This window comes from Streptococcus sanguinis (assembly GCF_019929145.1).
Taxonomy (GTDB): Bacteria; Bacillota; Bacilli; order Lactobacillales; family Streptococcaceae; genus Streptococcus; species Streptococcus sanguinis_U.
Map to the genome: position 1 here is coordinate 1 of NZ_JAHZOW010000007.1, position 23,057 is coordinate 23,057.

Below are 23,057 nucleotides of genomic sequence, written 5' to 3' on the forward strand. Positions count from 1 at the left end.
ATCAACGACCTAGGCCAATACGAAGTGCTCAATCAAGACCTGTCAGGACTTGACTTAGCCGAGGATATCAAGGAAGTGCCGACAGAGCTGGAGGCCATTGTTAGTCAGATCCAACTACTGACAGAGAGCCAGCAGATCCCGCCAGTACCACAGCCATGGCTGCCGCCGCTTAAAGATAGAATCTATTCAACAGATTTACGTAGGGGAGATTTCAAAGAATTTTGGTCACATAAGAACCGACCTTTAAAAGCAGTAATTGGTTATGTGGATATACCAAGTCAACAAGCTCAATACACATTAGAACATGATTTTAATGAAGATGGGAACATTGCTCTTTTCGGCGGTCCTTTAACAGGTAAGTCTACTTTTATTCAAACTTTGACGATGGATTTGGCTCGCAAGTTCAGTCCCAAAGATGTCACGCTCTACTTGATGGACTTCGGGACCAATGGTCTGGCACCGCTGGGCCAATTACCGCAGGTAGCCGATACCCTGCTTTTGGATCAGACGGAGAAGATTGCCAAGTTTGTCCGCATCATGGAGCGGGAGCTCAACCGGCGTAAGAAGCTCTTGTCTGACTACGGTGTTGGGACCTTGGAGCTCTACCGTCAGGCTAGCGGTCAGCAAGAGCCGGCGATTGTCATCTTACTGGACAGCTATGAGTCCATGAAAGAAGAGGCCTATGAAGCGGAGCTCTTCAAGCTCTTGGTGCGGATCTCTCGCGAAGGTCTTAGCATCGGTGTTCACCTCTTGGTAACAGCGGGCCGTCAGTCCAACCTTCGGGCGCAGTTCTATGCCAACTTCAAGCACCAGCTGAGTCTTCCGCAGAATGATGTGGGAGAAGTACGCTCTATCGTGGGCTCTACCCCGCTTGCGAAAACCATGGAAGACATCAAGGGTCGGGCACTCATGAAGCGTGACGAGGTTGATGTTATCCAGCTGGCTTTGCCAGTAGAGGGTGCTAATGATGCGCAAGTCCTCAACAACCTTCGTCAAGAAGTCGCTTCTCTCCAAGAAGCTTGGACCGGACAGCGACCAAGTGCCATTCCGATGGTGCCAGAGGAGTTGACGGAGGCGGACTTCTATAGCCGGGCTAGTGTCCAAGCAGCTTATAAGCAGGGCTTGGTACCACTAGGATTGGACATGGAGACGGTTGAACCAATTACTTGGAACCTCTCTAAGGGCAATCTTCTCTACTTAACAGATAAGGAAGAGCAGATGAGTGCTTTGACTGAGCAGATTGCGCGAGGCAAGCAGAAGGTGATTGTATTGGCACCGAAGTATCATAATTTGCCTGAGATGGAAGGTGTGACGATTCTTGCTAGTCCAGAAGAATATCAGACTGGAATTGTTGCAATGGAAGAAAATGTCAAGGCGCGCTTGGAAAAGCGCAACAATCAGCATGAAGCAACTGTCATTCTATTTAATCAACTGGAATTAATGGGTGAGTTGAGTCTTGATGACCAGACCTCTCTCAATTACATTCTGGAAAAAGGACTGCGAGCTGGCTATGCTTCTGTTTCGATGAGTGGCAGCCAGCTGTATAAGCAAATAGATGTTGTTTCTAAGACAATTAGAAACTATAAACAAGCTATTGTCTCAATGAGATTGACGGATCAGAATATTCTAACTGTCACAAACAAACCTATCCGCGAACCACAGTTAGAAGAGCAAGAGCACTACTATGTAGCAGACGGATTAGCAAGTAAAATGAAAGCATTAATGATATAGAAAGGGAATAAAATGGGGAAAGCGTTACTACTGGCTCAGTTAAATAAATTATCAGGAGATTTCGAAACAATAACTGGGAAAATTATTGAATTACAAAGTGCCTTAGAAGGACTTTCAGCTACTTCTACAAAAATCACTTATCTATTAAATGATGAAGAGTCAATTAAAGCAACCTATAATTTGGCAGGGAAACCGTATGGTGAAGAAGCAACTAATGAGCAAAAACTGTTAACTGATACATCAACGAAATATGAAACACAAAAAACAGATATGATGACAAAATTGCAAACGAAAATTGATAGTTTAAAATTAGATGCAGCAGGATTACGTTCAGGCATGAATGCCTTGAGTAGAGAGATTGCTAATACAAAGGAGGATTAACTAATGAGTGATGACGTTATTAAGGTACATAACCTACCAGGAATAGAACAATATAGTGAATCTATTAGTCAGTTTTCAAAAGCTTTAGATACCGCAACAAATGATACTGCTCGAGCGTTCAATAATAAAATTGAAGGATCAGAGGGTATAGCAATTAGTTCTTTTTTACAAAGCTTGAATGATTTACAAAGTCAGATATTTGATCAAATTCCGGAAGCTTTAGGGAATTATGCGAAAATTGTTGAAGGTTTTTCATCGTCTATTAGTGGTATAGGTTTTGGTAAAGAAGCTTGGACTAGCGAATCAGGTAATAGTGATGTTCGGACAAAATTAACAGGTGACCAAAAGGAAAACGTTCTAACTGTTGATAAGAATTTACAAACAGCATTGGATACTGCTGCCAAAGTTTTAGGTGAGGGAGCTATAGATATTTCTAATATCACAAATGATGCTACAAATGGATTAGAAGATGCAGCTACTGCTCGTCTTAATACTCACACACCTTTTCAAGCAGCACATGATACCTTTAACACAAATTTACAGCAAGTAATTGGAACCATTTCAGCTTTAAAGGGGACTGTTAGTCAGGCGCAAATCACGCTGAATTTTTCACCAAAGGCTGTGTTTAATATGATAGCTCAAGGTGTTTATGTAAATCCAGTCACCGGTCTTCAAAATTCAGACGAAGCTATCGCCTTAGACTCTGTTTATGGTGATAATCAAAAACAGATTGCAAAAGCAAACGTTGAAAATGTACGTATGGAAATCAAGTATATTATGGCAACAGGAATAGCTCTTTGGATTTCAAATGAGGACACAAAAAAATTAGATGACTTTTTCGGTCCTTTTGGGGAGATGTCATACGGTGATAGTCAGAGATGGCTTGATGATATAAATACAGCTGCAATTGCTTTAGGTGAAACTCATCAAAATGAAATGTTGAATGCATATTATGCAAATGATAGTGATTATAAAAAAATGGATTTTGCATTATTCAAGAAAGAAGACAGCATTAACATATTAATAAGACTGACAGATGATTTATATAAAACAAAATTCAGTAGGAAACTTTATACTCCGCCTGGTACAAATGAAAAGATAGATGATCCTCAGATAATTAAGTTTGGTTTTCAAGATAAAGATTTAGTATATTATACAAAAGGATTAGTTTCGGGTATAGAAGCCGTGGATTATCCAGGTTGGGATACAATTGGAAAAAAACCTGAAGATGGAGTTGGTTATAGAAAACGAGTAATTTCAATTGCTCCAGGTAACAATAGCGCTAGAGCACAAGAGGCTGAAACAAATATACAAGAAATTGACAGCAATAAAAAGCAAGCGGTTGTTGAACTTTTGAGAGATTTAACGATAGGTACTATGATGGTTTCTACTCCTAATAGTTCGGTGTCAGTGGGGCTAGGATTGCTGAGGTCGGTGACATCAGGTGATACAGGTGGTATGATAGCATCATCACCTGAAGGTAACAAAGGATACAAACTGGGAGTTGGCTCGGTAGCGAAAATTGCCACTACGTTTAATAAGATTGATAAAAACGAAGCAAAAGAAATTCAAAGACTCAAAAACACTCTGATTGGTGAAGGAGGAACAGTTCTTAATGATCGTAAGTCAGATAAATTATCAGGTTCTGGATTCTATCGCCTTGAAACAACTTTGAGATTGGCAGAATTGAATGATAAAGGTGTGTCAGGAATGCTAAACGAAGAACAAATGAAAACGTATAAAGAGCGAATTCAATCTCGCTTTAGTAACGAGATAGTACAATATGTAACCGGTGATGAAAATTCTAAGCTCAAACTAGAAGATATGAGTAAAGAGCAAGTCATAGAATTATGGGAAGCTATAAGAGCTACGGATGTTCCTCTAAAAAGGGGAAGTGATGGAGAAGCATTTATACAATACCTTGAGCAAAAATATCCTTTCCCTGTTTTTGATTGAGTTGAAATGTCTATGTGATTCAGAATGAAGAAGAGTTTTTACGCTATTATAAAGCTAAAATAATCAAAGATTTTTGAAATTTGTACAAGAAAGGAAAATAAAATAATGGGACGAAAACGGATATTACCAGAACATATTAAAGGGATTGAGCATAGCTTTGAAGATATGAGTGGTCGACTTGAGGACAAAAGCTCTAGCTTAATTGAATCTTCTGCAACTGCTAATTTTTCCTCAGCTACAAATGAGGTGAAAGCACTAACGAAAGATTTAGTTCCGGTCGTTGAATCATTCGATGAATATTTGAATGCGGTGGCTGATGAATTTACTAGAATAGATACTGAGATGGGGCGTGTGATAGATGGAGGAGCACTGCAGGAATACTCCAATGGTCTAACCGATGCAGATATGAACACAAAGAAACATTATACTCAAAAACAAATAGACCTATATAATGACTTTCCTTCTTAATCATTCTGCATTTATTACTCCTTAGGATAGTTTCTCCTCTCCCTTATGCTATAATAGTCTATAGAAAGTCGAGGGAATGATGAAGAAAATACTATTAGTGGTTGTGGTACAGGGCTTGGCTATCTTTGTGATTACTGGTCTGCTTTGTTATTTTATGCGGGGGGATTTTTTCTTCCGTGCTTTGGCGCCGATTTTTGGTCTGGCAGCGGGAGGTTTTCGCTTTTTGACGGCCATGGTGACAAAAGCATTTGCGCCCAGTCTCTATGAGGATAGCAAGAAAAAGGAATAATCTATAGAGCTGACAGTAGGTCTGGGGTCTTTGACTCAGGCCTTTTGTCATAACTGTCAGCCTTAGTCATGCGGAGCTTTAATATTTTTCAGAAAAAGAACGGACAGAAGGGCTTTCTTAGGCGCTTTGTGGTAAAATAGTAACAGAATTAAAAATTTGGAGAGTAAAGATGAAACGTTCTATGTATGCTGGGCGTGTTCGCAAGGAGCATGTTGGTCAGGAAGTCACTTTGAAGGGCTGGGTAGCCCGCCGTCGGGATTTGGGCGGTCTGATTTTCATTGATTTGCGCGACCGCGAAGGCATTATGCAGCTGGTCATCAATCCTGAGACTGTGGCTGCTGAGGTCATGGCGACCGCAGAAAGTTTGCGCAGTGAGTATGTTCTGGAGGTGACAGGTAAGGTAGCTGCGCGTGAGCAGGCCAATGACAAGCTGGCGACAGGAAGCGTGGAGCTACATGTGGAAAGCCTGACTGTCTTAAATACAGCCAAGACGACGCCTTTTGAAATCAAAGACGGCATCGAGGTGAATGACGATACGCGTTTGCGCTACCGTTATCTGGACTTGCGCCGGCCAGAGATGCTGGAGAACTTCAAGCTCCGTGCCAAGGTGACTCACTCTATCCGCAACTATCTAGATGAGCTGGAGTTCCTTGATGTAGAGACACCATTTTTGTCCAAGTCAACGCCAGAAGGAGCGCGTGATTACTTGGTGCCTAGTCGGGTTCATCAGGGGCATTTTTACGCTCTGCCACAAAGTCCGCAGATTACCAAGCAGCTCTTGATGAACGCTGGTTTTGACCGTTATTACCAGATTGTTAAATGCTTCCGTGACGAGGACTTGCGTGGTGACCGTCAGCCAGAGTTTACTCAGGTGGACTTGGAGACTTCTTTCTTGTCTGATCAGGAGATTCAGGACATTACAGAAGGCTTGATTGCTCGTGTCATGAAAGAGACCAAAGGTATTGATGTTTCTCTGCCTTTCCCTCGTATGAAGTATGATGATGCCATGGCTCTTTATGGGGTTGATAAGCCTGATACTCGTTTTGAGATGTTGTTGCAGGACTTGACAGAGCTTGTCAAGGGAGTTGACTTCAAGGTCTTTTCAGAAGCTCCAGCTGTCAAAGCTATCGTGGTGAAAAATGCTGCAGATAAATACTCTCGCAAGGATATAGACAAGCTGACAGAGCAAGCAAAACAGCATGGTGCTAAAGGTCTTGCTTGGGTGAAAGTGGCTGATAGTGAGCTGGCTGGTCCCATTGCTAAGTTCTTGACAAACTTGACAAGTCCGTTGACAGAAGCTTTACAGCTTGAAAATAATGACCTAGTTCTCTTTGTGGCTGATACTTTGGAAGTGGCAAATGCTGCTTTGGGAGCTCTTCGTGTACGCTTGGCCAAAGAGCTGGACCTGATTGACCCTGATACATTTAACTACCTTTGGGTAGTGGACTGGCCCATGTTTGAATGGTCAGAAGAAGAGGGCCGCTACATGAGTGCCCATCATCCTTTCACCCTGCCTCAGAAAGATTCTGAGCAAGAGCTGGAAGGCGACCTCAGCAAGGTAAGGGCTGTGGCCTATGATATCGTCCTCAATGGTTATGAGTTAGGTGGCGGCAGTCTTCGGATCAACCAGAAAGACTTGCAGGAGCGGATGTTCAAGGCGCTTGGCTTCTCGGCTCAAGAAGCTGCCGAGCAGTTTGGCTTCCTTCTGGAGGCTATGGACTATGGTTTTCCACCGCATGGTGGTTTGGCTTTGGGCTTGGACCGCTTTGTGATGCTCTTGGCTGGTGAAGAAAATATCCGCGAAGTCATCGCCTTTCCGAAAAACAATAAGGCTTCTGATCCAATGACACAGGCACCTAGTCCAGTGTCGGTAGCTCAACTAGAGGAATTAAGTTTACAAGTGGAAGCACATGAAGAAGACTAATTTTTACAAACTCTTTCGCTATTATGTCCGCAGGTTTGCTTATAATTTTAAGATTTTGCGGTCTTTAAAGAGTATCTCGCGTGAGAAGTACGATGAGAAGATTTCTGCCTCTCTTGTCTATGGCTTTTTGTCGGCTGTCGCAGTCAATTTCTTCTTTCAGCCGGGGCATGTTTATTCCAGCGGGGCGACTGGTCTGGCGCAGGTTATTACAGCCCTCAGTACTCGTTTCTTAGGTTTCACCATTCCGGTTTCTGTGACTTTTTACGCCATCAATATTCCGCTGATGATCCTGGCCTGGTACCAGATTGGGCATAAGTTTACCATTTTTACCTTTATCACGGTTACGATGAGCTCGCTCTTTATCCAGTTTGTGCCGGAAGTGACCTTGACTGATAATCCTATTATCAACGCCCTTTTTGGCGGTGTAGTCATGGGAGCGGGGATTGGCTTTGCCCTTAAGTCCAGTATTTCCAGCGGTGGGACTGATATTGTCAGTCTGACCATTCGCAAGAAAACAGGTCGGAATGTTGGCCATATTTCTTTGATTGTCAATGGGATTATTATGCTGATTGCGGGTCTGACCTTCGGCTGGGAATATGCGCTATACTCCATGATTACTATTTTTGTGTCTAGTCGAGTTACGGATGCTGTCTTCACCAAGCAGAAGCGCATGCAGGCTATGATTATCACCAGCCATCCAGATAGGGTGATTGATAAGATTCACAATAAGCTGCATCGCGGGGCGACAGTAATCCATGGCGCCGAGGGAACTTATAATCATGAGAAAAAAGCTGTTCTGGTGACGGTTATCACCCGAGCTGAGTTTAATGAATTTAAGCAAATCATGAAGCATACAGATCCAGCTGCCTTTGTCTCCGTTGCAGACAATGTCCATATCTTGGGGCTCTTTGTGGAGGAGTGAAGATATTCATTGAGTTTGGGAATGCGAAGCGGTATAGTGTGGGAGTTTGTGCTTAAAACGAGGTTTTGTGATAGGAGATTCATATGCGGTAGGACAATAGTCCCACCGCTTTCTATTCTCTATGATGGAGGATGGAAATCTCAAGTAAGAAAGGATATACAAATGCAGGAGATTTTCAGACAATGACGACTTATAAAAAAATCATGAATATCGCTTTGCCGGCTATGGCGGAGAACTTTTTGCAGATGCTCATGGGAATGGTCGACAGCTATCTGGTGGCCAGTCTTGGGCTGATTGCAATCTCTGGTGTCTCGGTGGCCGGCAACATCATTACGATTTATCAGGCAATCTTTATCGCGCTGGGGGCTGCTATTTCCAGTCTCATTTCCAAAACTCTGGCTCAAGGAGACAAGGAGCGTTTGGCCTATCATACAGCCGAGGCTATCAAGCTGACGCTACTTCTGAGTCTTCTGCTAGGCCTCGTTTCCCTGCTCTTTGGCAGGCAGATGCTGGATCTTCTGGGGACAGAAACGGCGGTTGCTGAAGCAGGCGGTCTTTATCTGTCTCTGGTTGGTGGGACTATTGTTCTGCTAGGCTTGATGACTTCTTTTGGAGCTTTAGTGCGGGTCACGCGCAATCCTAGATTTCCCATGTATGTCAGTCTTCTGACCAATGTCCTCAATGCCCTCTTTTCCGGTCTGGGGATTTACATCTTTCGGCTTGGTATTATCGGTGTAGCGTTGGGGACGGTTCTGGCTCGTTTGGTGGGTGTGCTGATTCTTTGGCGGGAGCTGGATTTGTCCACAATCCGCTGGCACTGGGGCTTAGATGGAGAGCTCTTGCGCCTGTCTCTGCCAGCTGCTGGAGAGCGGCTCATGATGCGGGCAGGTGATGTAGTTATTATCGCCATTGTGGTCGTCTTTGGGACAGACGCAGTAGCGGGGAATGCCATCGGTGAAGTCCTGACGCAGTTTAATTATATGCCAATCTTTGGGGTCGCAACAGCAACAGTCATGCTGGTAGGCCATGCAGTAGGTGAGGGAGATATGAAAGAGGTCAGTCTAATTCGTCAGCGGACCTTCTGGCTGTCTTTTGCTTGCATGCTGCCCGTGGCTCTAGGAATTTTTGCTTTTGGTCGGCCGCTGACCTTGCTCTATACGGACAATAGCGGAGCTATCACAGCCAGTCTTTCGGTCATGCTTTTCTCCCTGCTGGGAACTCCCATGGCAGTGGGAACCGTGATTTACACAGCTATCTGGCAGGGGCTGGGGAATGCCAGACTGCCCTTTTATGCCACGACTGTTGGCATGTGGCTGATTCGCATTATTGCCGGTTACTTGCTGGGTGTGACCTTTGGTTTGGGTCTGCCGGGAGTCTGGACTGGGATGCTCTTGGACAATGGCTTCCGCTGGCTATTTTTAAAGGTTTTATTTGACAGAAAAATGAGGGAAATCACATGACAAAAGCGTTTATTTGGGATTTGGACGGCACCTTGCTGGACTCCTACGATGCTATTTTGGCAGGGATTGAGGAAACCTATGCTCACTATGGTCTGGACTTCGACAGGGCGAGTATTCACAGCTATATCCTAAAGCACTCTGTCCAGAAGCTCTTGGAAAAAGTAGCGTCTGAGAAGGGGCTGGATGCTGCTGAGATGAATGCCTTCCGTGGAGCAAGTCTAAAGGAAAAGAATGCTCAGGTCCATCTGATGGAAGGAGCTGCGGAGATACTAGCCTGGGCTGAGGAGCAGGGCATTGCCCAGTTCGTCTATACCCACAAAGGACTCAATGCCCATCAAATCTTAAAAGACTTGGGAATTCATGATTATTTTATAGAAATCATCACAACAGCCAACGGCTTTGAGCGCAAGCCCCACCCAGAAGGTGTCGACTATCTGCTCGCGAAATATGGCCTGGATAAGCAGGAAACCTACTATATCGGCGACCGAACCCTGGATGTGGATGTCGCAGTCAACAGTGGCATCCAGAGCATTAACTTCTGTGACTACCGACCAGAAATCAATCAGAAAATCGAGAAGTTAGTGGATATCAAGCGATTATTCACAAGATAAAAAGCAGACTAGAACTAATCTACTGTCAGTCTAGCCTGCTTTTTCTTTTACATATGCTCAATGTGAAGTTCCAGCAAGAACTCAAGAGCCTCGGGAGAACAGTTTTCTTTTTCAATTGCGAAACCAGTGTTCTCTCCTATCAAGATATAAAAATCTTGCTTTGTCATAATGACTTTGACAATATCATCATAGGTATAGTGAAATTCTCCACGTTTATTCTGAGCTACAAAAGACTCTCTGTCAAATATCAGAGTGACCTCCATGTTCTGAAATAAAGGATTTTTTTGATAGGCTCTCTTTATCTGATAATTCATGCCAAAATAGTACATAGAGGCGCAAATAGGGGGAGCCAATATGATAGATATTATCTTTTCCTCTAATGGGCCGAGCATTACGTAGGTGAACAGCCCGATTATCAGTATGATTATGTATAATACAAATCCTTTTCGTCGCACGAGAATAGCCCATGAAAATCTTTTATAAACTTCTTCAGTCATAAGAGTTGTAATATGGATTGGAAACATTTTTTACCTCCAGTTTTTATCAAGGTGTATTGGTTGGTTGTTTTCTAATATAATTGAGTATTTTGAATTAAAACTTAGTAAACACTGAAAGGCTGGTAGGGTTCGCTTTGGCTCAGTTGTTGGTCTATGGCTCAGCCTAACCGTTTGAGTGCTGGAATTTATAGTATCTATTCATCTACCAATATACCACCCAACCGACCTGAAAAATAACCCAGAATAGATAATAAGTCGCCTGACGAAATATCCCAGAAACGGCGGTTCTCCGCCAATAAAATTTCACTCGAAGCGAATAGCGATGGGAACACCTAAAGCAAGCAAAGAAACGGCTGATAGTCTCAGTCGTTTTAGTGTATTCTGCCTACTTTCCAAGAATATCTGTCGCCAAAATTTCAATAGTCTGTTCCATTAACTCCTGAGTGTAATTTGAAGAGAACTCGGTTTGTTCAATTTTGTCCAGTAGGGCTTTAACTTCATCTGGAGCTTCAAGCTGGCAGGTGTGTCGTAGGACTTTATCGTCATCTAAATCGTGAAAGGCTTCGATGTTTTTTTCCTCCTCAACTTGTCTCCAGTCCACCTCGAAATTATTGAAATGAGACAATTTAATCCTGTCTCCAACTTCCAGTTCAAGGTATGTTTGACGGTAAATATCTTGAAGTCGTTCAGCACTTTTTAACCCAGTGAATCGTGCTTGTTTTAACTTTTCCATAAAAATCTCCTTTCGAGTTAGGTTGATGCTCTCAGAGGATAACTCGATTGAGGGAAAGAGTCAAGAGGTTATTGGTTTAGTCTTATTTTAGGGAATGTATACCGAATGTGTTATAATAAAATAAAGACAACCTTTAAGAAAGTAAACATTAAGATTATGCCGATAACTTACAATAAGCTCTGGAAATTACTTATAGACAGAAGTATGACAAAGACTGACTTGAAAAATATAACGGGAATGAATTCAGCAACGCTTGCGAATATGGGAAAAAATAAATTTGTTAGCTTGAGAATGATTGATAAGATTTGTAAGGAATTAGATTGTAAAATTGAAGACGTAGTTGAGTTCGTGAGAGAGGAAGAATAATGATAAAAAACAAACCAACATATATTAGTTTATTTTCATCTGCTGGAGTAGGATGTTATGGTTTTAAGTTAGAGAATTTTGAATGTATTGCTACCAATGAAATCGTGGAGCGCCGATTAGCTATTCAAAAAAATAACCGAAAATGTCAATTTGAGACAGGGTATATCTCCGGTGATATTAAGGAAAACGACACAAAACAAAAAATTTACAATGAAATTAAAAGATGGAAAAAGTTGGGTAATGACCGAGTAGATGTTGTTGTTGCTACTCCACCATGTCAGGGTATGAGCGTTGCTAACCATAAGAAGAAAATTGATGAAATCAATCGAAATAGTTTGGTAAACGAGAGTGTTGAAATTGTAAAAACTATCAAACCGAGATTTTTTATTTTTGAGAATGTTGCAGCATTTTGGAAAACGGGATGTCTTTCAAAAAATGGAGAGGTTATGGCGATTGGAGATATGATTGCTGAGGAGTTGGGGAATGACTATATCTTCGAGCATCGTATTCTCAACTTTAAAAACTATGGTTCTAATTCTTCACGACCACGGACGCTAGTTATTGGTGTTGACAAAAAATTAGCTAATCAAATTGTCCCAAGTGAGCTCTTCCCAGAGTATGTAGAAGAAAAATCACTCTTTGAGATTATTGGGGATATGGAGGAATTAGAATGGGGGCAGTACAGTCCTTATGACTTTTACCATAGTTTTAGGACATATCCTGAACACATGCGTTCTTGGATTCATGATGTTGAACAGGGGAAGAGTGCTTTTGATAATGAAGATGATACCAAGAAGCCTCACAAAATTATTGATGGTAAGTTAGTTATCAATCAGGCTAAAAACTCAGATAAATATACTCGCCAAGTTTATGACAAGGTTGCTGCTTGTATCCATACTCGGAATGACCAAATGGCTAGTCAAAACACTGTACATCCTACCCAAGACCGTGTATTTTCTATTCGAGAGTTAATGAGGTTAATGACAATTCCTGACCAATTTAGATGGATTGATAGAGATTTGGAGGAGTTAAATAATCTAACCTATGAGGAGAAGAGGAAATTATCTAAAAAAGAGGAAATGAATATTCGTCAAAGTATTGGCGAAGCTGTTCCAACAGCAATTTTTCAAAATATCGCTAAAAAAATAAATGACTTTCTGAGCAAAGTCTCTCTTTCAGAATTTGATGTAGAAAAGTTAATTATCGATGAGAGGTTAGATAATTTTGAGTCTTTGAAGTCATTCATATTGGAAAATAGAAATAAATTCTCACTCTCAACATTATCATCTATTATCGAATTGGCTAATTCCAAACGTCAAAACAATTCAGCGTACTTTACAAATAAATTCATTATTCAAGAAATTTTAGAAGATTTACCTAATTTTGAAAAAAATAACATTTCAATAATAGAACCGTCGGTAGGTTCAGGTAACTTTTTACCCTTTATCTTTCACAAATATGCAGACAAACAAATTGATTTGACCGTTGTTGATGTAGATAAAGAGGTACTTGAATTATTAAAACTGCTTTACGATAATAATACTCCATCAAACGTTCATATTAAATATGTTCATTCAGACTATATGGTTTTTGAACATGATAGGGTTGATTTAATTATTGGCAATCCTCCTTTTACGAAACTAAATGCTAAAGAATCCTTACTCCATAAAAAATACAATTTCAATGATGAATCAACCAATCTTGCGGAATTTATCCTCGAAAAAGCTGTTCGTTCCGCTGATTATGTTTCTATGATTATGCCCAAAAATATACTAAATACCCCTGAATACTATAAAACTCGGTTATTTTTAGAGGAATACGATGTTTATAGCATAGTAGATTTTGGAGAAAAAGGATTTAAAGGTGTTTTGATTGAAACGATAAACTTAGCAATTAAGACTATTGAGGATAAGGCTAATAGTGTAAAGATTAGGTCACTGGCTAAAAATATAACTTATCATCAGAAAAAGAGCTACATCTTTTCAAAAGACCTTCCGTATTGGGTAATTTATCGTAATGCTCAATTTGACGAAGTATTTTCTAAGATGAATTTTGGAATTTTTGATGTTTTTAGAGATAGGCAAATCACAAATTCAAATTCTGAGTTGCAGTCAAATGATAATGATGATATTCGAGTTTTGAAATCTCGAAATATTAGTGATGATGGCAAAAAGATTATCGATATACCAAACTATGATGCTTATATTTCTCGAAAAAATGCAAGCAAAATGGCCACATTTAAGTATCTGAATGATGAAACAGTGTATCTGACTCCCAATATGAGTTATAAACCTAGGGTTATGAAAAAACCAACTGGTGTCGTAACAAATGGATCGTTGGCAATTCTTATTCCTAAGAAAAATATTTCGTTAACAGAACGACAGCGGTCATATTTTTCGACAAATGAGTATAGGGAATTTTACCAAATTGCTAGAAATTATCAAACACGTTCATTGAATATTGACAAGACCAGTAGTTATTGGTTCGGAGCTTTGAAATAAAGGAGGAATTAAATGAGAATTGATTTTAGCACAAACAATCCACGGTGGGGAATTTCTGGGATTTCTTTTGCAACTCTGGAGGAGTATGTTTATGTATTAGGATTTTTGACTAATGCTCGTCATTATCAGAATTATGATGGTTCGCCTTTTTCGAATTATGATAAATCTATAGAAATACAAATAGAAGGTAACTATGTTGACGGGGCATGGGCGAAAGAGTGTCGCATTCATTATCTTAAAGATGAGTTAAGCTTAAGAAATCTGTCTCAATCTTTAAGTGATGCCAGTTCTGCTGGCCGTCCCACTCATGGAATTATAGCTAGGATAAATTCAAATGAGTTTATTAACCACTTAATTTCGGACTATAATTTTGGTGTTTTACAAACAGGTGGTTATAGTGATTTTGTCATTCCTCCCTCAAAAGAACTTGTCCACGAAATTTTAGAAAATTTGTTGTTAAATGAGGGACGGAATGCTGGTAAATTTATAATGCTATTTAACGAAGGCTTTGATCTATGACTATTGAACAATTTTTAGCACAATCTGACTATGATATTCGAAAAACTAATGATGCTCGATGGATAGACCAGAAATGTACCTACGATGTCCTTTCAATTATTGCAGACTGTATATTAGAGTATGTCGAAGACGATGTATCCAAAGAATTTACTGTTTCCGATATTTGGCATAATGACTATACGAGAGATAATGTTTTAGAAATTTTTACCAAACCTGATACTGAGTCTAAAAAGGCAAGCAATGAATACGATAAGTATTTTGGTCAGCCAATTAAGCTATTTGGGTATAGCCATATCCTAACTGTACGAAAAACAGGAGCTCGCTATTTTTATCAGGTCAATAATTTCGAATTATTGGAGTATATTGCACTTCGTCCAACAAATGCCCTGAATTTTCTTTTCTTATATATTCAAAAAGTGTTATCAGATAGTGGACTTTATTCTGAATTTGAGCAGTTCTTTGAACAGCAAACTAAGGATTCTTACAAGCGATTGCGTGATGTATTTATTCAATTTACTATCGCTAATACTCCAATAAATGGCGATATAGAATGTGGACGAATTTTCACAAAAATCTTGAATCCACTTGCTTTCAAGTTAAAGAAACAGGGGACTATTCAAGGGATGATTTCTAAAAATCGAATTACACTAAATGATCTGCAATATAATAGAATAAATTGGCGAGACGAATTATCTGGTAAAGAGAAGACCGAAACGAGAGCAGAGCATAAATTGACTGCTGAGCAACATCAAGCCAAAGCTTTTGCAAAATATGCAGTCGATAAGGCGAAACGTCAAGTTAGACGATTTAATGATAAATGGCTTAATGGGACCTCTGAAATTAGTCAGACTACGGAACAGGTTAAAGCAACCCAGGCACACCATATCTTTCCACAATCAGAATTTCCTGAAATTGCCGATTATTTAGAGAACCTTATTATGATTACACCTAATCAGCACTTTAGCATGGCACATCCAAATAACCAAACAATCTATATTGATAGAGATTTTCAGTATATTTGTTTGTTAGCGAAAGCATCTCGAATTATGGTGAATTTAACTTCTTCGACGGAACCTGATTTTTATGACTTCAATGATTATCGATTTGTTTTAAATACTGGTTTAGAGACAGATGAATTTAATTTGGTTGGTGATTTAGATTTTGCTTCTATTGTTAATAAAATTGACATTCATTATAGCGAATGCTCTAGATACGATTGTTTAGTAGTTGATAATAAACCTATGGAAAAAAAGAACAAATTATTATTAATCGACGGTTCGTCCGTTGCTTTTCGCGCTTTTTTTGCGCTTTATAATCAAATCGACCGTTTCAAGAGTCCATCGGGCCTGCATACCAATGCCATTTATGGCTTCCACCTCATGCTCAATCATCTCTTGGAGCGCGTGCAGCCGACTCATGTCCTGGTAGCTTTTGATGCTGGCAAGACGACCTTCCGGACCGAGATGTACGCCGACTATAAGGCTGGTCGGGCCAAGACACCGGATGAATTTCGTGAGCAGCTGCCTTTTATCCGTGAAATGCTGCAGCACCTAGGCATTCACTTCTATGATTTGCCTCAATACGAGGCGGATGACATCATCGGAACCTTGGACAAGATGGCTGAAAAGACAGCTGTGCCTTACGATGTGACCATTGTCAGTGGCGATAAAGATTTGATTCAGCTGACGGATGATAATACCGTAGTGGAGATTTCTAAGAAAGGCGTGGCCGAGTTCGAGGAATTTACCCCAGCCTACCTCATGGAAAAGATGGGCATCACGCCAGAGCAATTCATTGACCTTAAGGCGCTGATGGGCGATCAGTCGGATAATATCCCCGGAGTGACCAAGATCGGTGAGAAGACTGGTCTCAAGCTCCTCTTGGAGTATGGCTCTTTGGAAAATCTCTATGAAAACATTGACCAGCTCAAGGCTTCCAAGATGAAGGAAAATCTGATTAATGACAAGGACAAGGCTTTCTTATCTAAAACCCTAGCCACCATCAATACTCAGGCTCCAATTGAAATCGGGCTGGATGATTTGGTTTATAAGGGTCCTCAGATAGAGACCCTGAGCAAGTTCTATGACGAGATGGGCTTCAAGCAGCTAAAGGCTCAGCTAGGGACTAGTCAAGAGCCGGTAGAAGTCAAACCAATTGAATTTACCAAAGTGACTGAAGTGACAGCAGATATGTTGGCACCAGAGCAGTTTTTCTATTTTGAAATCTTGGGTGACAACTACCACAAGGAAGAGATTGTCGGCCTTGCCTGGGGAGATAGTCGTCAGATTTATGTCGGCTCCAGCGATTTACTACAGCAACCTCTCTTTCAGGAGTTTTTGACAAAAACAGCTCTGAAAACCTACGACCTCAAGCGGACCAAGGTACTGCTCAGTCATTACGGCATTGAACTGCCAGCAGCATCCTTTGATGCGCGCCTAGCTAAGTATCTGCTTTCGACGGTCGAGGATAATGAGCTGGCGACTATTGCTCGCCTCTACGGCCAAACAATCCTGCCGACGGATGATGAGGTTTATGGCAAGGGAGCCAAGCGCGCTCTGCCGGAGCAAGAGCAGCTCTTTGAGCATCTGGCTCGTAAGGTTCAAGTACTGTTGGAAACAGAAGAACCGATGCAAGAGCAGCTCCGCGCCCACAATCAGCTGGATTTGTTGCTTGAAATGGAGCAGCCGCTGGCCTTTGTCTTAGCCAAGATGGAGATTGCGGGGATCAAGGTTGAGCGGGAAACCCTGCAGGGCATGCAGGCAGAAAATGAAAAGACGCTGGAAAGTCTAACGCAGGAGATTTATGATCTGGCTGGTCAGGAGTTTAATATCAACTCACCGAAACAGCTGGGAACCATTCTCTTTGAGGATATGGGGCTGCCACTGGAGTACACCAAAAAGACCAAGACGGGCTACTCGACAGCGGTGGATGTGTTAGAGCGTTTAGCACCGATAGCACCGATTGTGTCTAAGATTCTGGAATACCGTCAAATCAGCAAGCTCCAGTCCACTTATATCATCGGACTGCAGGAGGCGATTGCGGCTGACGGCAAGATTCACACTCGCTATGTTCAGGATTTGACCCAGACGGGTCGCCTGTCCTCGGTTGACCCGAACCTGCAGAATATCCCCGTTCGTTTGGAGCAGGGGCGTCTTATTCGCAAGGCCTTTGTACCGGAGTGGGCAGACAGTGTGCTTCTCAGCTCGGATTATTCCCAGATTGAGCTGAGGGTGCTGGCTCACATTTCTAAGGACGAGCATTTGATTGCTGCCTTTCAGCATGGAGAAGATATTCATACGGCTACCGCCATGCGGGTCTTTGGTATTGAAAAGGCAGAGGATGTGACACCTAATGACCGTCGTAATGCCAAGGCTGTCAACTTCGGAGTGGTCTATGGCATTTCCGACTTCGGTCTGGCCAATAATCTGGGCATTTCTCGCAAGGCTGCCAAAGATTATATTCAGACTTATTTTGAGCGTTTCCCAGGAATCAAAAATTATATGGAAACCATCGTCCGTGAAGCGCGTGATAAGGGCTATGTAGAGACCATTTACCATCGCCGTCGCTCCTTGCCGGACATCAATTCCCGCAACTTTAACATCCGAAATTTTGCGGAGCGCACAGCCATTAACAGCCCGATCCAAGGATCGGCCGCAGACATTCTCAAAGTCGCTATGATTAATCTGGATCGAGCTCTGACAGAGAAAAATTTCAAGTCTCGCATGCTCTTGCAGGTTCACGATGAAATCGTGCTAGAAGTGCCAGCTGACGAGCTAACAGCCGTCCGCCAGCTAGTGAAAGAAACCATGGAGGCTGCGATTGAGCTGGCCGTTCCACTAGTGGCTGATGAAAATGCCGGCCAAACTTGGTACGAGGCGAAGTAAGATAAGATACAAAGAGCGTCAAAACCGACTGAAAATTAGCAATTCGGACGAAGGAGCGATGCTCCTAGAATGGATTATCTATTTTCCAAGGTTTTAGCTCATGTTCAGTTTAAGATATCAAGGGCGTGAAATACAAAGTGAAAATAGAAAGCTGACACAGTATTCGATGAATGCAAGGAAGCTTGTCTTTTTCACACGGTGTTTAGCCCGGATTCAGCTAAGACGCAAATACTACAAAACTATCCAGCTTTATTATGAATGAGGAGGAAGCCTATGACTTATCATTTTCAAAATCCCAGCGACGCCATCGTCGAGCATTATTTGAAAAACAGCAAAGTGATTGCTGTTGTCGGACTGTCTGACCGCGAAGAAACGACCAGCAACCGTGTGTCCAAGGAGATGCAGGAGCGGGGCTATCGCATTATCCCAGTCAATCCTCGGGCAGCGGGCAGTCAGATTTTTGGTGAGACTGTTTATGCCAGTCTCAAAGACATTCCTTTTCCAGTGGATATTGTCGATGTATATCGCCGCAGTGAGTTTTTGCCGGATGTGGCACTTGATTTTCTGCAGTCGGATGCCAAGGTTTTCTGGGCTCAGTTGGGCTTGGAGAATGAAGAAGCTGAGCAGATTTTGCGGGCAGCTGGTCGGGATGACATTGTCATGGACCGCTGTATTAAACGTGAGCATACCCGCTTGATTTTGGGCGAATAAGATGGCCAAGTTAGTTATCATTCGTGGAAATTTCGGCTCTGGCAAGTCTAGTCTCGCTGGGAAACTGCAGACTCACTACGGCCGAGGGACTCTTCTGATATCGCAGGATACGGTTAGACGGGACATGCTCAAGGAAAAGGTTGAGCCAGGGAATTTGTCTATTGACCTGACAGAGACATTGGCACGCTTCGGCTACGAACATGATTTGCTGGTTCTGGTAGAAGGATTTTATGAGACAGACATTTATGGACAGATGCTAGAACGGTTGAAAAAAATCTTCGCTCCGCGGGTCTTTGCTTACTACTATGACCTATCCTTTGAAGAAACAGTCCGTCGCCATCAGACCAGAGCTAAACAAGAAGAATTTACCCCAGCCGACATGAAGCGCTGGGGGAAAGACAGAGACTTCTTGGGCTGGGAAGAGGAAGCCTTTTTCACAGATGAGGATTCACTAGAGGCAGCCTTTGACAAAATCTGCTCTGCCCTGGACAAGACAGAATATAATAGTAAATAAAAAAACAACTCACAAGCTTAGGACAAGGAGTCCTGTTCCTGTGGGTTGTTTTTATGTGAGATTGCGTTTTCTTTTTTCAATTCTTCATAAAAGAGAATGTAAGCAGTCGCTGTATAAGGGAGAACTATAACATTCAGCAAGCCGTAAGTTAATCTGGCCAATAAATTCCAGCCGATGAAGCTCAGATTAAGCATAAAAAGCTTTCCTTTATAGCCTTTCATTAGCTTCCGACTTTGACGGATAGCATAGAAAGCTCCCTGGTAACTCCCAGCCTCAAGCTGGTCATAGAGGATGAACTCTGCTTGAGCATAAGCATAGTACTGAGGGATGGCAATACCTAAGCCAGTGAATATCAAGAGGGTTCCCAGTAACATACCAGGGGTGTATTGAAGAATCTGCTGGCCTGCAGCACTTTGAGCCATCACTACAGTATGGGCTGGGATTTTTTCCGAAATAGAGAGGATTTTATAAGCGTTAAAGATTGCTAGAAGACTCCCGCAGAACATAGGAATATTCCAAAGAAAAATCAGCAGCTGCTTGAGTAAAACCGTCTTGAAGACAGGTGTGAAAGTCTTGCTCGTAAAAAGATGTCCTATATCTGAAAAGTTGACATCATCCTTTGTCTTACGAAGAACCTTTATCATGGTGTAGCTGGCAGAAAGCAGTAGCAAAGTCAAGATAAACTGAATTGTTGTCGGGAAAAGATTTTTGCTAATGAGAAGATAGATGGACTGGCTAAAAGTTAGGCTGGGAATGGAGTCTCTTAGATTGTCATTAAGGGAAAGTAAGATGCTGAGGATACTGACAAGAGTTGGGGCCGCAAACAAAAGAAAAATCCCTCTCGTTTGGCTGCGGACGGTACGAGCCTGAGCTCTGATGTGACTTAGATTCATAATTCCTCCATTTGGATTTGTCTGTTACATTATATCATACCCCGTGACAGATAGAAGTTTTTTTGGTAAAATCATACGGTATCTTGTGAGCCATTGCTGCTCATTATATAGAAGAAAAATCGCTGGGACTGTTTTTCCCAGCAGGAGGAAACATGTCAACATCACCGATTCAGTATCGTTTGATAAAAAAAGAAAAGCATACAGGTGCTCGTTTGGGGGAAATTATCACGCCTCACGGGACTTTTCCGACGCCTATGTTTATGCCGGTTGGGACCCAGGCGACGGTCAAGACCCAGTCACCAGAAGAGCTCAAGCAAATGGGTTCTGGTATCATCCTGTCCAATACTTACCACCTCTGGCTGCGGCCAGGCGATGAGCTGATTGCTCGTGCAGGTGGCTTGCACAAGTTCATGAACTGGGACCAGCCTATTCTGACGGATAGCGGTGGTTTTCAGGTCTATTCTCTAGCTGATAGCCGCAACATCACAGAAGAAGGAGTAACCTTCAAGAACCACCTCAATGGTTCTAAGATGTTCCTGTCACCAGAAAAGGCTATCTCCATCCAGAACAATCTGGGCAGTGACATTATGATGTCTTTTGATGAGTGCCCGCAGTTCTACCAGCCTTATGACTATGTCAAGAAGTCTATTGAGCGGACCAGCCGTTGGGCAGAACGTGGACTCAAGGCCCACAGCCGTCCGAACGACCAAGGTCTCTTTGGGATTGTTCAAGGGGCTGGGTTTGAAGATTTACGTCGTCAGTCTGCTCAAGACTTGGTCAGCATGGATTTCCCGGGCTACTCTATTGGAGGACTGGCTGTTGGTGAGTCCCACGAAGAGATGAATGCTGTGCTGGACTTCACAACGCCTATGCTGCCTGAAAACAAGCCTCGCTATCTTATGGGAGTTGGGGCGCCAGATAGCTTGATTGATGGGGTTATCCGTGGCGTTGATATGTTTGACTGCGTCCTGCCGACTCGGATTGCCCGAAACGGTACCTGTATGACCAGCGAAGGGCGTATGGTTGTTAAAAATGCTCAGTTTGAGGAAGATTTCACGCCGCTGGACCATGACTGTGACTGCTACACTTGCAGCAACTATACGAGGGCCTATATCCGCCACTTGCTTAAAGCGGATGAAACCTTTGGCATCCGCCTGACCAGTTATCACAACCTCTACTTCTTGGTAAACCTTATGAAGAAAGTCCGCCAAGCCATCATGGATGACAACCTGCTGGAATTCCGTGAAGACTTTATTGAGCGCTACGGCTACAATAAATCCAGCCGAAATTTCTAAGAAGTTCCATTTGAAAGGGGAAGCCATTTCTGATGAAGAAACATTGCTGAAAAGATTGATAGCGTATCTGTCAGACGACCAGAAACATACTATACGTATATATGGTCATGGTGCTTCGGGCAAGTCAACTTTTGCTCGAAGACTCCAGCTAGCCTTGGGTGAGGACCGAGCCAATCTGTTGGAAACAGATCCTTATGTAATTACTGGAGAGTATCGAGATTTGCTCAGTTCCAAAGATTTTCCTCATCAAAAAGTCACAGCCTGCCTCCCAGCTGTTCATGAGCTCGGGAGTCTGGAACGAGATATTTGTGCCTTGCAGTCTGGTCTGGATATTCTGACCATTGGCACAGCTTGGTCGCCTAGCTTGCGATTATCAGCCCAAAAGCCTATTCTGATAGTAGAAGGTATGTCGGCTGCCTTTTTGCCTGAAAGCTTGTTTGATTTGTCGCTTTGCTTTTACACGGACGATCAGACTGAGTTAGAACGACGCTTGGCACGGGATGTGGCTGTGCGAGAGCGCAGGCCAGAGTGGATAGAGCAGATGCATCTGGCTCGACGAGAGCAATATAGGCACTTTTATCAACCCTATCTAGCAGCTGCAGACCTTGTCATCTGCCAGTCGGGCAACAGCTTTCGCATCGAAAAGGACAGCCCCTTACTATAAAATAAAGTAGCCAAGGGTAAATTTTTATTTTTAATCTCACTGATGTGCGTCAGTGGGATTTTGTATTTTCTGAATACAAACTCGAATAAATAGGTTAAAAGTCTAAATTTTCTTCTCTATAATGATTTACAAGACTTATAAATTGTTTAGAAAACTCTTTCATAAAAAATTATCCTAAAAATCTTTAAAAAATTACTCAAATCCCTTGCAATGACTGGTTCTTTGTGTTAAGATACTATGGTGCTGTAAAAATACAGTGTGTAGCTTTGATGCAAGAGGTTGCGACACGCTCGGTTGCATTGCCACGCAATCACCTGTCGGTTTTCTTGTGGAGCTAGCCTATTATCTTAAATAGACGAAAAGGAGAAAAAGATGGCAAACAAAAAAATCCGCATCCGTTTGAAAGCTTACGAACATCGTACACTTGACACAGCGGCTGCAAAAATCGTAGAAACTGCTACTCGTACTGGTGCTGAAGTTGCGGGTCCAATCCCACTTCCAACTGAGCGCAGCCTCTACACAATCATTCGTGCGACTCACAAATATAAAGACTCTCGCGAACAATTTGAAATGCGTACTCACAAACGCTTGATCGATATCATCAACCCAACTCAAAAAACAGTTGACGCTTTGATGAAATTGGATCTTCCAAGTGGTGTGAACGTAGAGATTAAACTTTAATCTAAAGCTTGATCTAAACCAGAGCATGAAAAACGCTCGTTAAAAACTTTTTGAAAA

21 protein-coding genes are annotated in these 23,057 nt (G+C 42.2%); 18 read left to right on the forward strand and 3 right to left on the reverse strand.

What is annotated here, in order from left to right; all coding sequences use genetic code 11:
• From K1I94_RS10775 to K1I94_RS10815, 9 genes are all read left to right on the forward strand, one after another.
• A partial coding sequence (locus K1I94_RS10775) for an FtsK/SpoIIIE domain-containing protein (protein ID WP_263281182.1) occupies positions 1 to 1,731 on the forward strand: 1,731 nt, incomplete at its 5' end.
• A gap of 12 nt (positions 1,732 to 1,743) precedes the next feature.
• Positions 1,744 to 2,112: a hypothetical protein gene (locus K1I94_RS10780; protein ID WP_125341501.1), complete on the forward strand. Its 369-nt coding sequence runs from the start codon at positions 1,744 to 1,746 to the stop codon at positions 2,110 to 2,112.
• 3 nt (positions 2,113 to 2,115) lie between these two features.
• Entirely contained in the window at positions 2,116 to 4,068 is a 1,953-nt protein-coding gene (locus K1I94_RS10785; protein WP_223315307.1) for a hypothetical protein, read from the forward strand.
• A 105-nt stretch (positions 4,069 to 4,173) separates the two neighbouring features.
• Positions 4,174 to 4,536 (forward strand): hypothetical protein, encoded by a 363-nt coding sequence (locus K1I94_RS10790; protein WP_125347048.1) that lies wholly within the window; start codon positions 4,174 to 4,176, stop codon positions 4,534 to 4,536.
• 76 nt (positions 4,537 to 4,612) lie between these two features.
• Positions 4,613 to 4,825 carry a hypothetical protein gene (locus K1I94_RS10795; RefSeq protein WP_002908242.1) on the forward strand — a complete coding sequence of 71 codons (213 nt, stop codon included), beginning with the start codon at positions 4,613 to 4,615 and terminating at the stop codon, positions 4,823 to 4,825.
• 169 nt (positions 4,826 to 4,994) lie between these two features.
• Complete coding sequence (gene aspS / locus K1I94_RS10800) at positions 4,995 to 6,749, forward strand: aspartate--tRNA ligase (RefSeq protein WP_223315308.1); 1,755 nt, start codon at positions 4,995 to 4,997, stop codon at positions 6,747 to 6,749.
• The gene (locus K1I94_RS10805) at positions 6,736 to 7,671 is read left to right on the forward strand and encodes a YitT family protein (RefSeq protein ID WP_223315309.1); all 936 of its coding nucleotides are present in this window, start codon (positions 6,736 to 6,738) and stop codon (positions 7,669 to 7,671) included. Before aspS ends, K1I94_RS10805 begins: the two co-directional genes overlap by 14 nt.
• 182 nt (positions 7,672 to 7,853) lie before the next feature.
• Entirely contained in the window at positions 7,854 to 9,131 is a 1,278-nt protein-coding gene (locus K1I94_RS10810) for an MATE family efflux transporter (protein ID WP_223315310.1), read from the forward strand.
• Complete coding sequence (locus K1I94_RS10815) at positions 9,128 to 9,742, forward strand: HAD-IA family hydrolase (protein WP_223315311.1); 615 nt, start codon at positions 9,128 to 9,130, stop codon at positions 9,740 to 9,742. The genes K1I94_RS10810 and K1I94_RS10815 overlap by 4 nt, the downstream gene beginning before the upstream one ends.
• A gap of 47 nt (positions 9,743 to 9,789) precedes the next feature.
• Here the strand turns inward: K1I94_RS10815 and K1I94_RS10820 are convergent, their stop codons facing one another.
• Both K1I94_RS10820 and K1I94_RS10825 read right to left on the reverse strand, forming a co-directional pair.
• The gene (locus tag K1I94_RS10820) at positions 9,790 to 10,266 is read right to left on the reverse strand and encodes a YcxB family protein (RefSeq protein ID WP_223315312.1); all 477 of its coding nucleotides are present in this window, start codon (positions 10,264 to 10,266) and stop codon (positions 9,790 to 9,792) included.
• Between the two features lie 358 nt (positions 10,267 to 10,624).
• On the reverse strand, positions 10,625 to 10,972 hold the full coding sequence (locus tag K1I94_RS10825; protein ID WP_223315313.1) for a hypothetical protein: 348 nt from the start codon (positions 10,970 to 10,972) through the stop codon (positions 10,625 to 10,627).
• A gap of 156 nt (positions 10,973 to 11,128) precedes the next feature.
• Between K1I94_RS10825 and K1I94_RS10830 the strand changes: the two genes are divergently transcribed.
• The 6 genes from K1I94_RS10830 (at position 11,129) to K1I94_RS10855 (ending at position 19,467) form a co-directional block, all read left to right on the forward strand.
• The gene (locus K1I94_RS10830) at positions 11,129 to 11,338 is read left to right on the forward strand and encodes a helix-turn-helix domain-containing protein (protein ID WP_223315324.1); all 210 of its coding nucleotides are present in this window, start codon (positions 11,129 to 11,131) and stop codon (positions 11,336 to 11,338) included.
• Entirely contained in the window at positions 11,338 to 13,839 is a 2,502-nt protein-coding gene (locus K1I94_RS10835; protein WP_223315314.1) for a DNA cytosine methyltransferase, read from the forward strand. Before K1I94_RS10830 ends, K1I94_RS10835 begins: the two co-directional genes overlap by 1 nt.
• 12 nt (positions 13,840 to 13,851) lie before the next feature.
• Positions 13,852 to 14,358 (forward strand): hypothetical protein, encoded by a 507-nt coding sequence (locus K1I94_RS10840; protein ID WP_223315315.1) that lies wholly within the window; start codon positions 13,852 to 13,854, stop codon positions 14,356 to 14,358.
• Positions 14,359 to 15,599: 1,241 nt separating this feature from the next.
• Positions 15,600 to 18,242: a DNA polymerase I gene (polA, locus tag K1I94_RS10845; protein WP_223315325.1), complete on the forward strand. Its 2,643-nt coding sequence runs from the start codon at positions 15,600 to 15,602 to the stop codon at positions 18,240 to 18,242.
• Positions 18,243 to 18,515: 273 nt separating this feature from the next.
• Positions 18,516 to 18,953: a CoA-binding protein gene (locus K1I94_RS10850; protein ID WP_223315316.1), complete on the forward strand. Its 438-nt coding sequence runs from the start codon at positions 18,516 to 18,518 to the stop codon at positions 18,951 to 18,953.
• Position 18,954: 1 nt separating this feature from the next.
• Positions 18,955 to 19,467 carry a kinase gene (locus K1I94_RS10855; protein WP_223315317.1) on the forward strand — a complete coding sequence of 171 codons (513 nt, stop codon included), beginning with the start codon at positions 18,955 to 18,957 and terminating at the stop codon, positions 19,465 to 19,467.
• A 17-nt stretch (positions 19,468 to 19,484) separates the two neighbouring features.
• Here the strand turns inward: K1I94_RS10855 and K1I94_RS10860 are convergent, their stop codons facing one another.
• Positions 19,485 to 20,360 carry a DUF975 family protein gene (locus tag K1I94_RS10860; protein WP_223315318.1) on the reverse strand — a complete coding sequence of 292 codons (876 nt, stop codon included), beginning with the start codon at positions 20,358 to 20,360 and terminating at the stop codon, positions 19,485 to 19,487.
• Between the two features lie 152 nt (positions 20,361 to 20,512).
• Between K1I94_RS10860 and tgt the strand changes: the two genes are divergently transcribed.
• The 3 genes from tgt to rpsJ all read left to right on the forward strand — a co-directional run bounded on the left by tgt (position 20,513) and on the right by rpsJ (position 23,000).
• Positions 20,513 to 21,655 carry a tRNA guanosine(34) transglycosylase Tgt gene (tgt, locus tag K1I94_RS10865; RefSeq protein ID WP_223315319.1) on the forward strand — a complete coding sequence of 381 codons (1,143 nt, stop codon included), beginning with the start codon at positions 20,513 to 20,515 and terminating at the stop codon, positions 21,653 to 21,655.
• Positions 21,656 to 21,680: 25 nt separating this feature from the next.
• Entirely contained in the window at positions 21,681 to 22,319 is a 639-nt protein-coding gene (locus K1I94_RS10870) for a uridine kinase family protein (RefSeq protein ID WP_223315326.1), read from the forward strand.
• Between the two features lie 372 nt (positions 22,320 to 22,691).
• Positions 22,692 to 23,000 carry a 30S ribosomal protein S10 gene (gene rpsJ / locus K1I94_RS10875; protein ID WP_002894478.1) on the forward strand — a complete coding sequence of 103 codons (309 nt, stop codon included), beginning with the start codon at positions 22,692 to 22,694 and terminating at the stop codon, positions 22,998 to 23,000.
• The last annotated feature ends 57 nt before the right edge of the window (positions 23,001 to 23,057 follow it).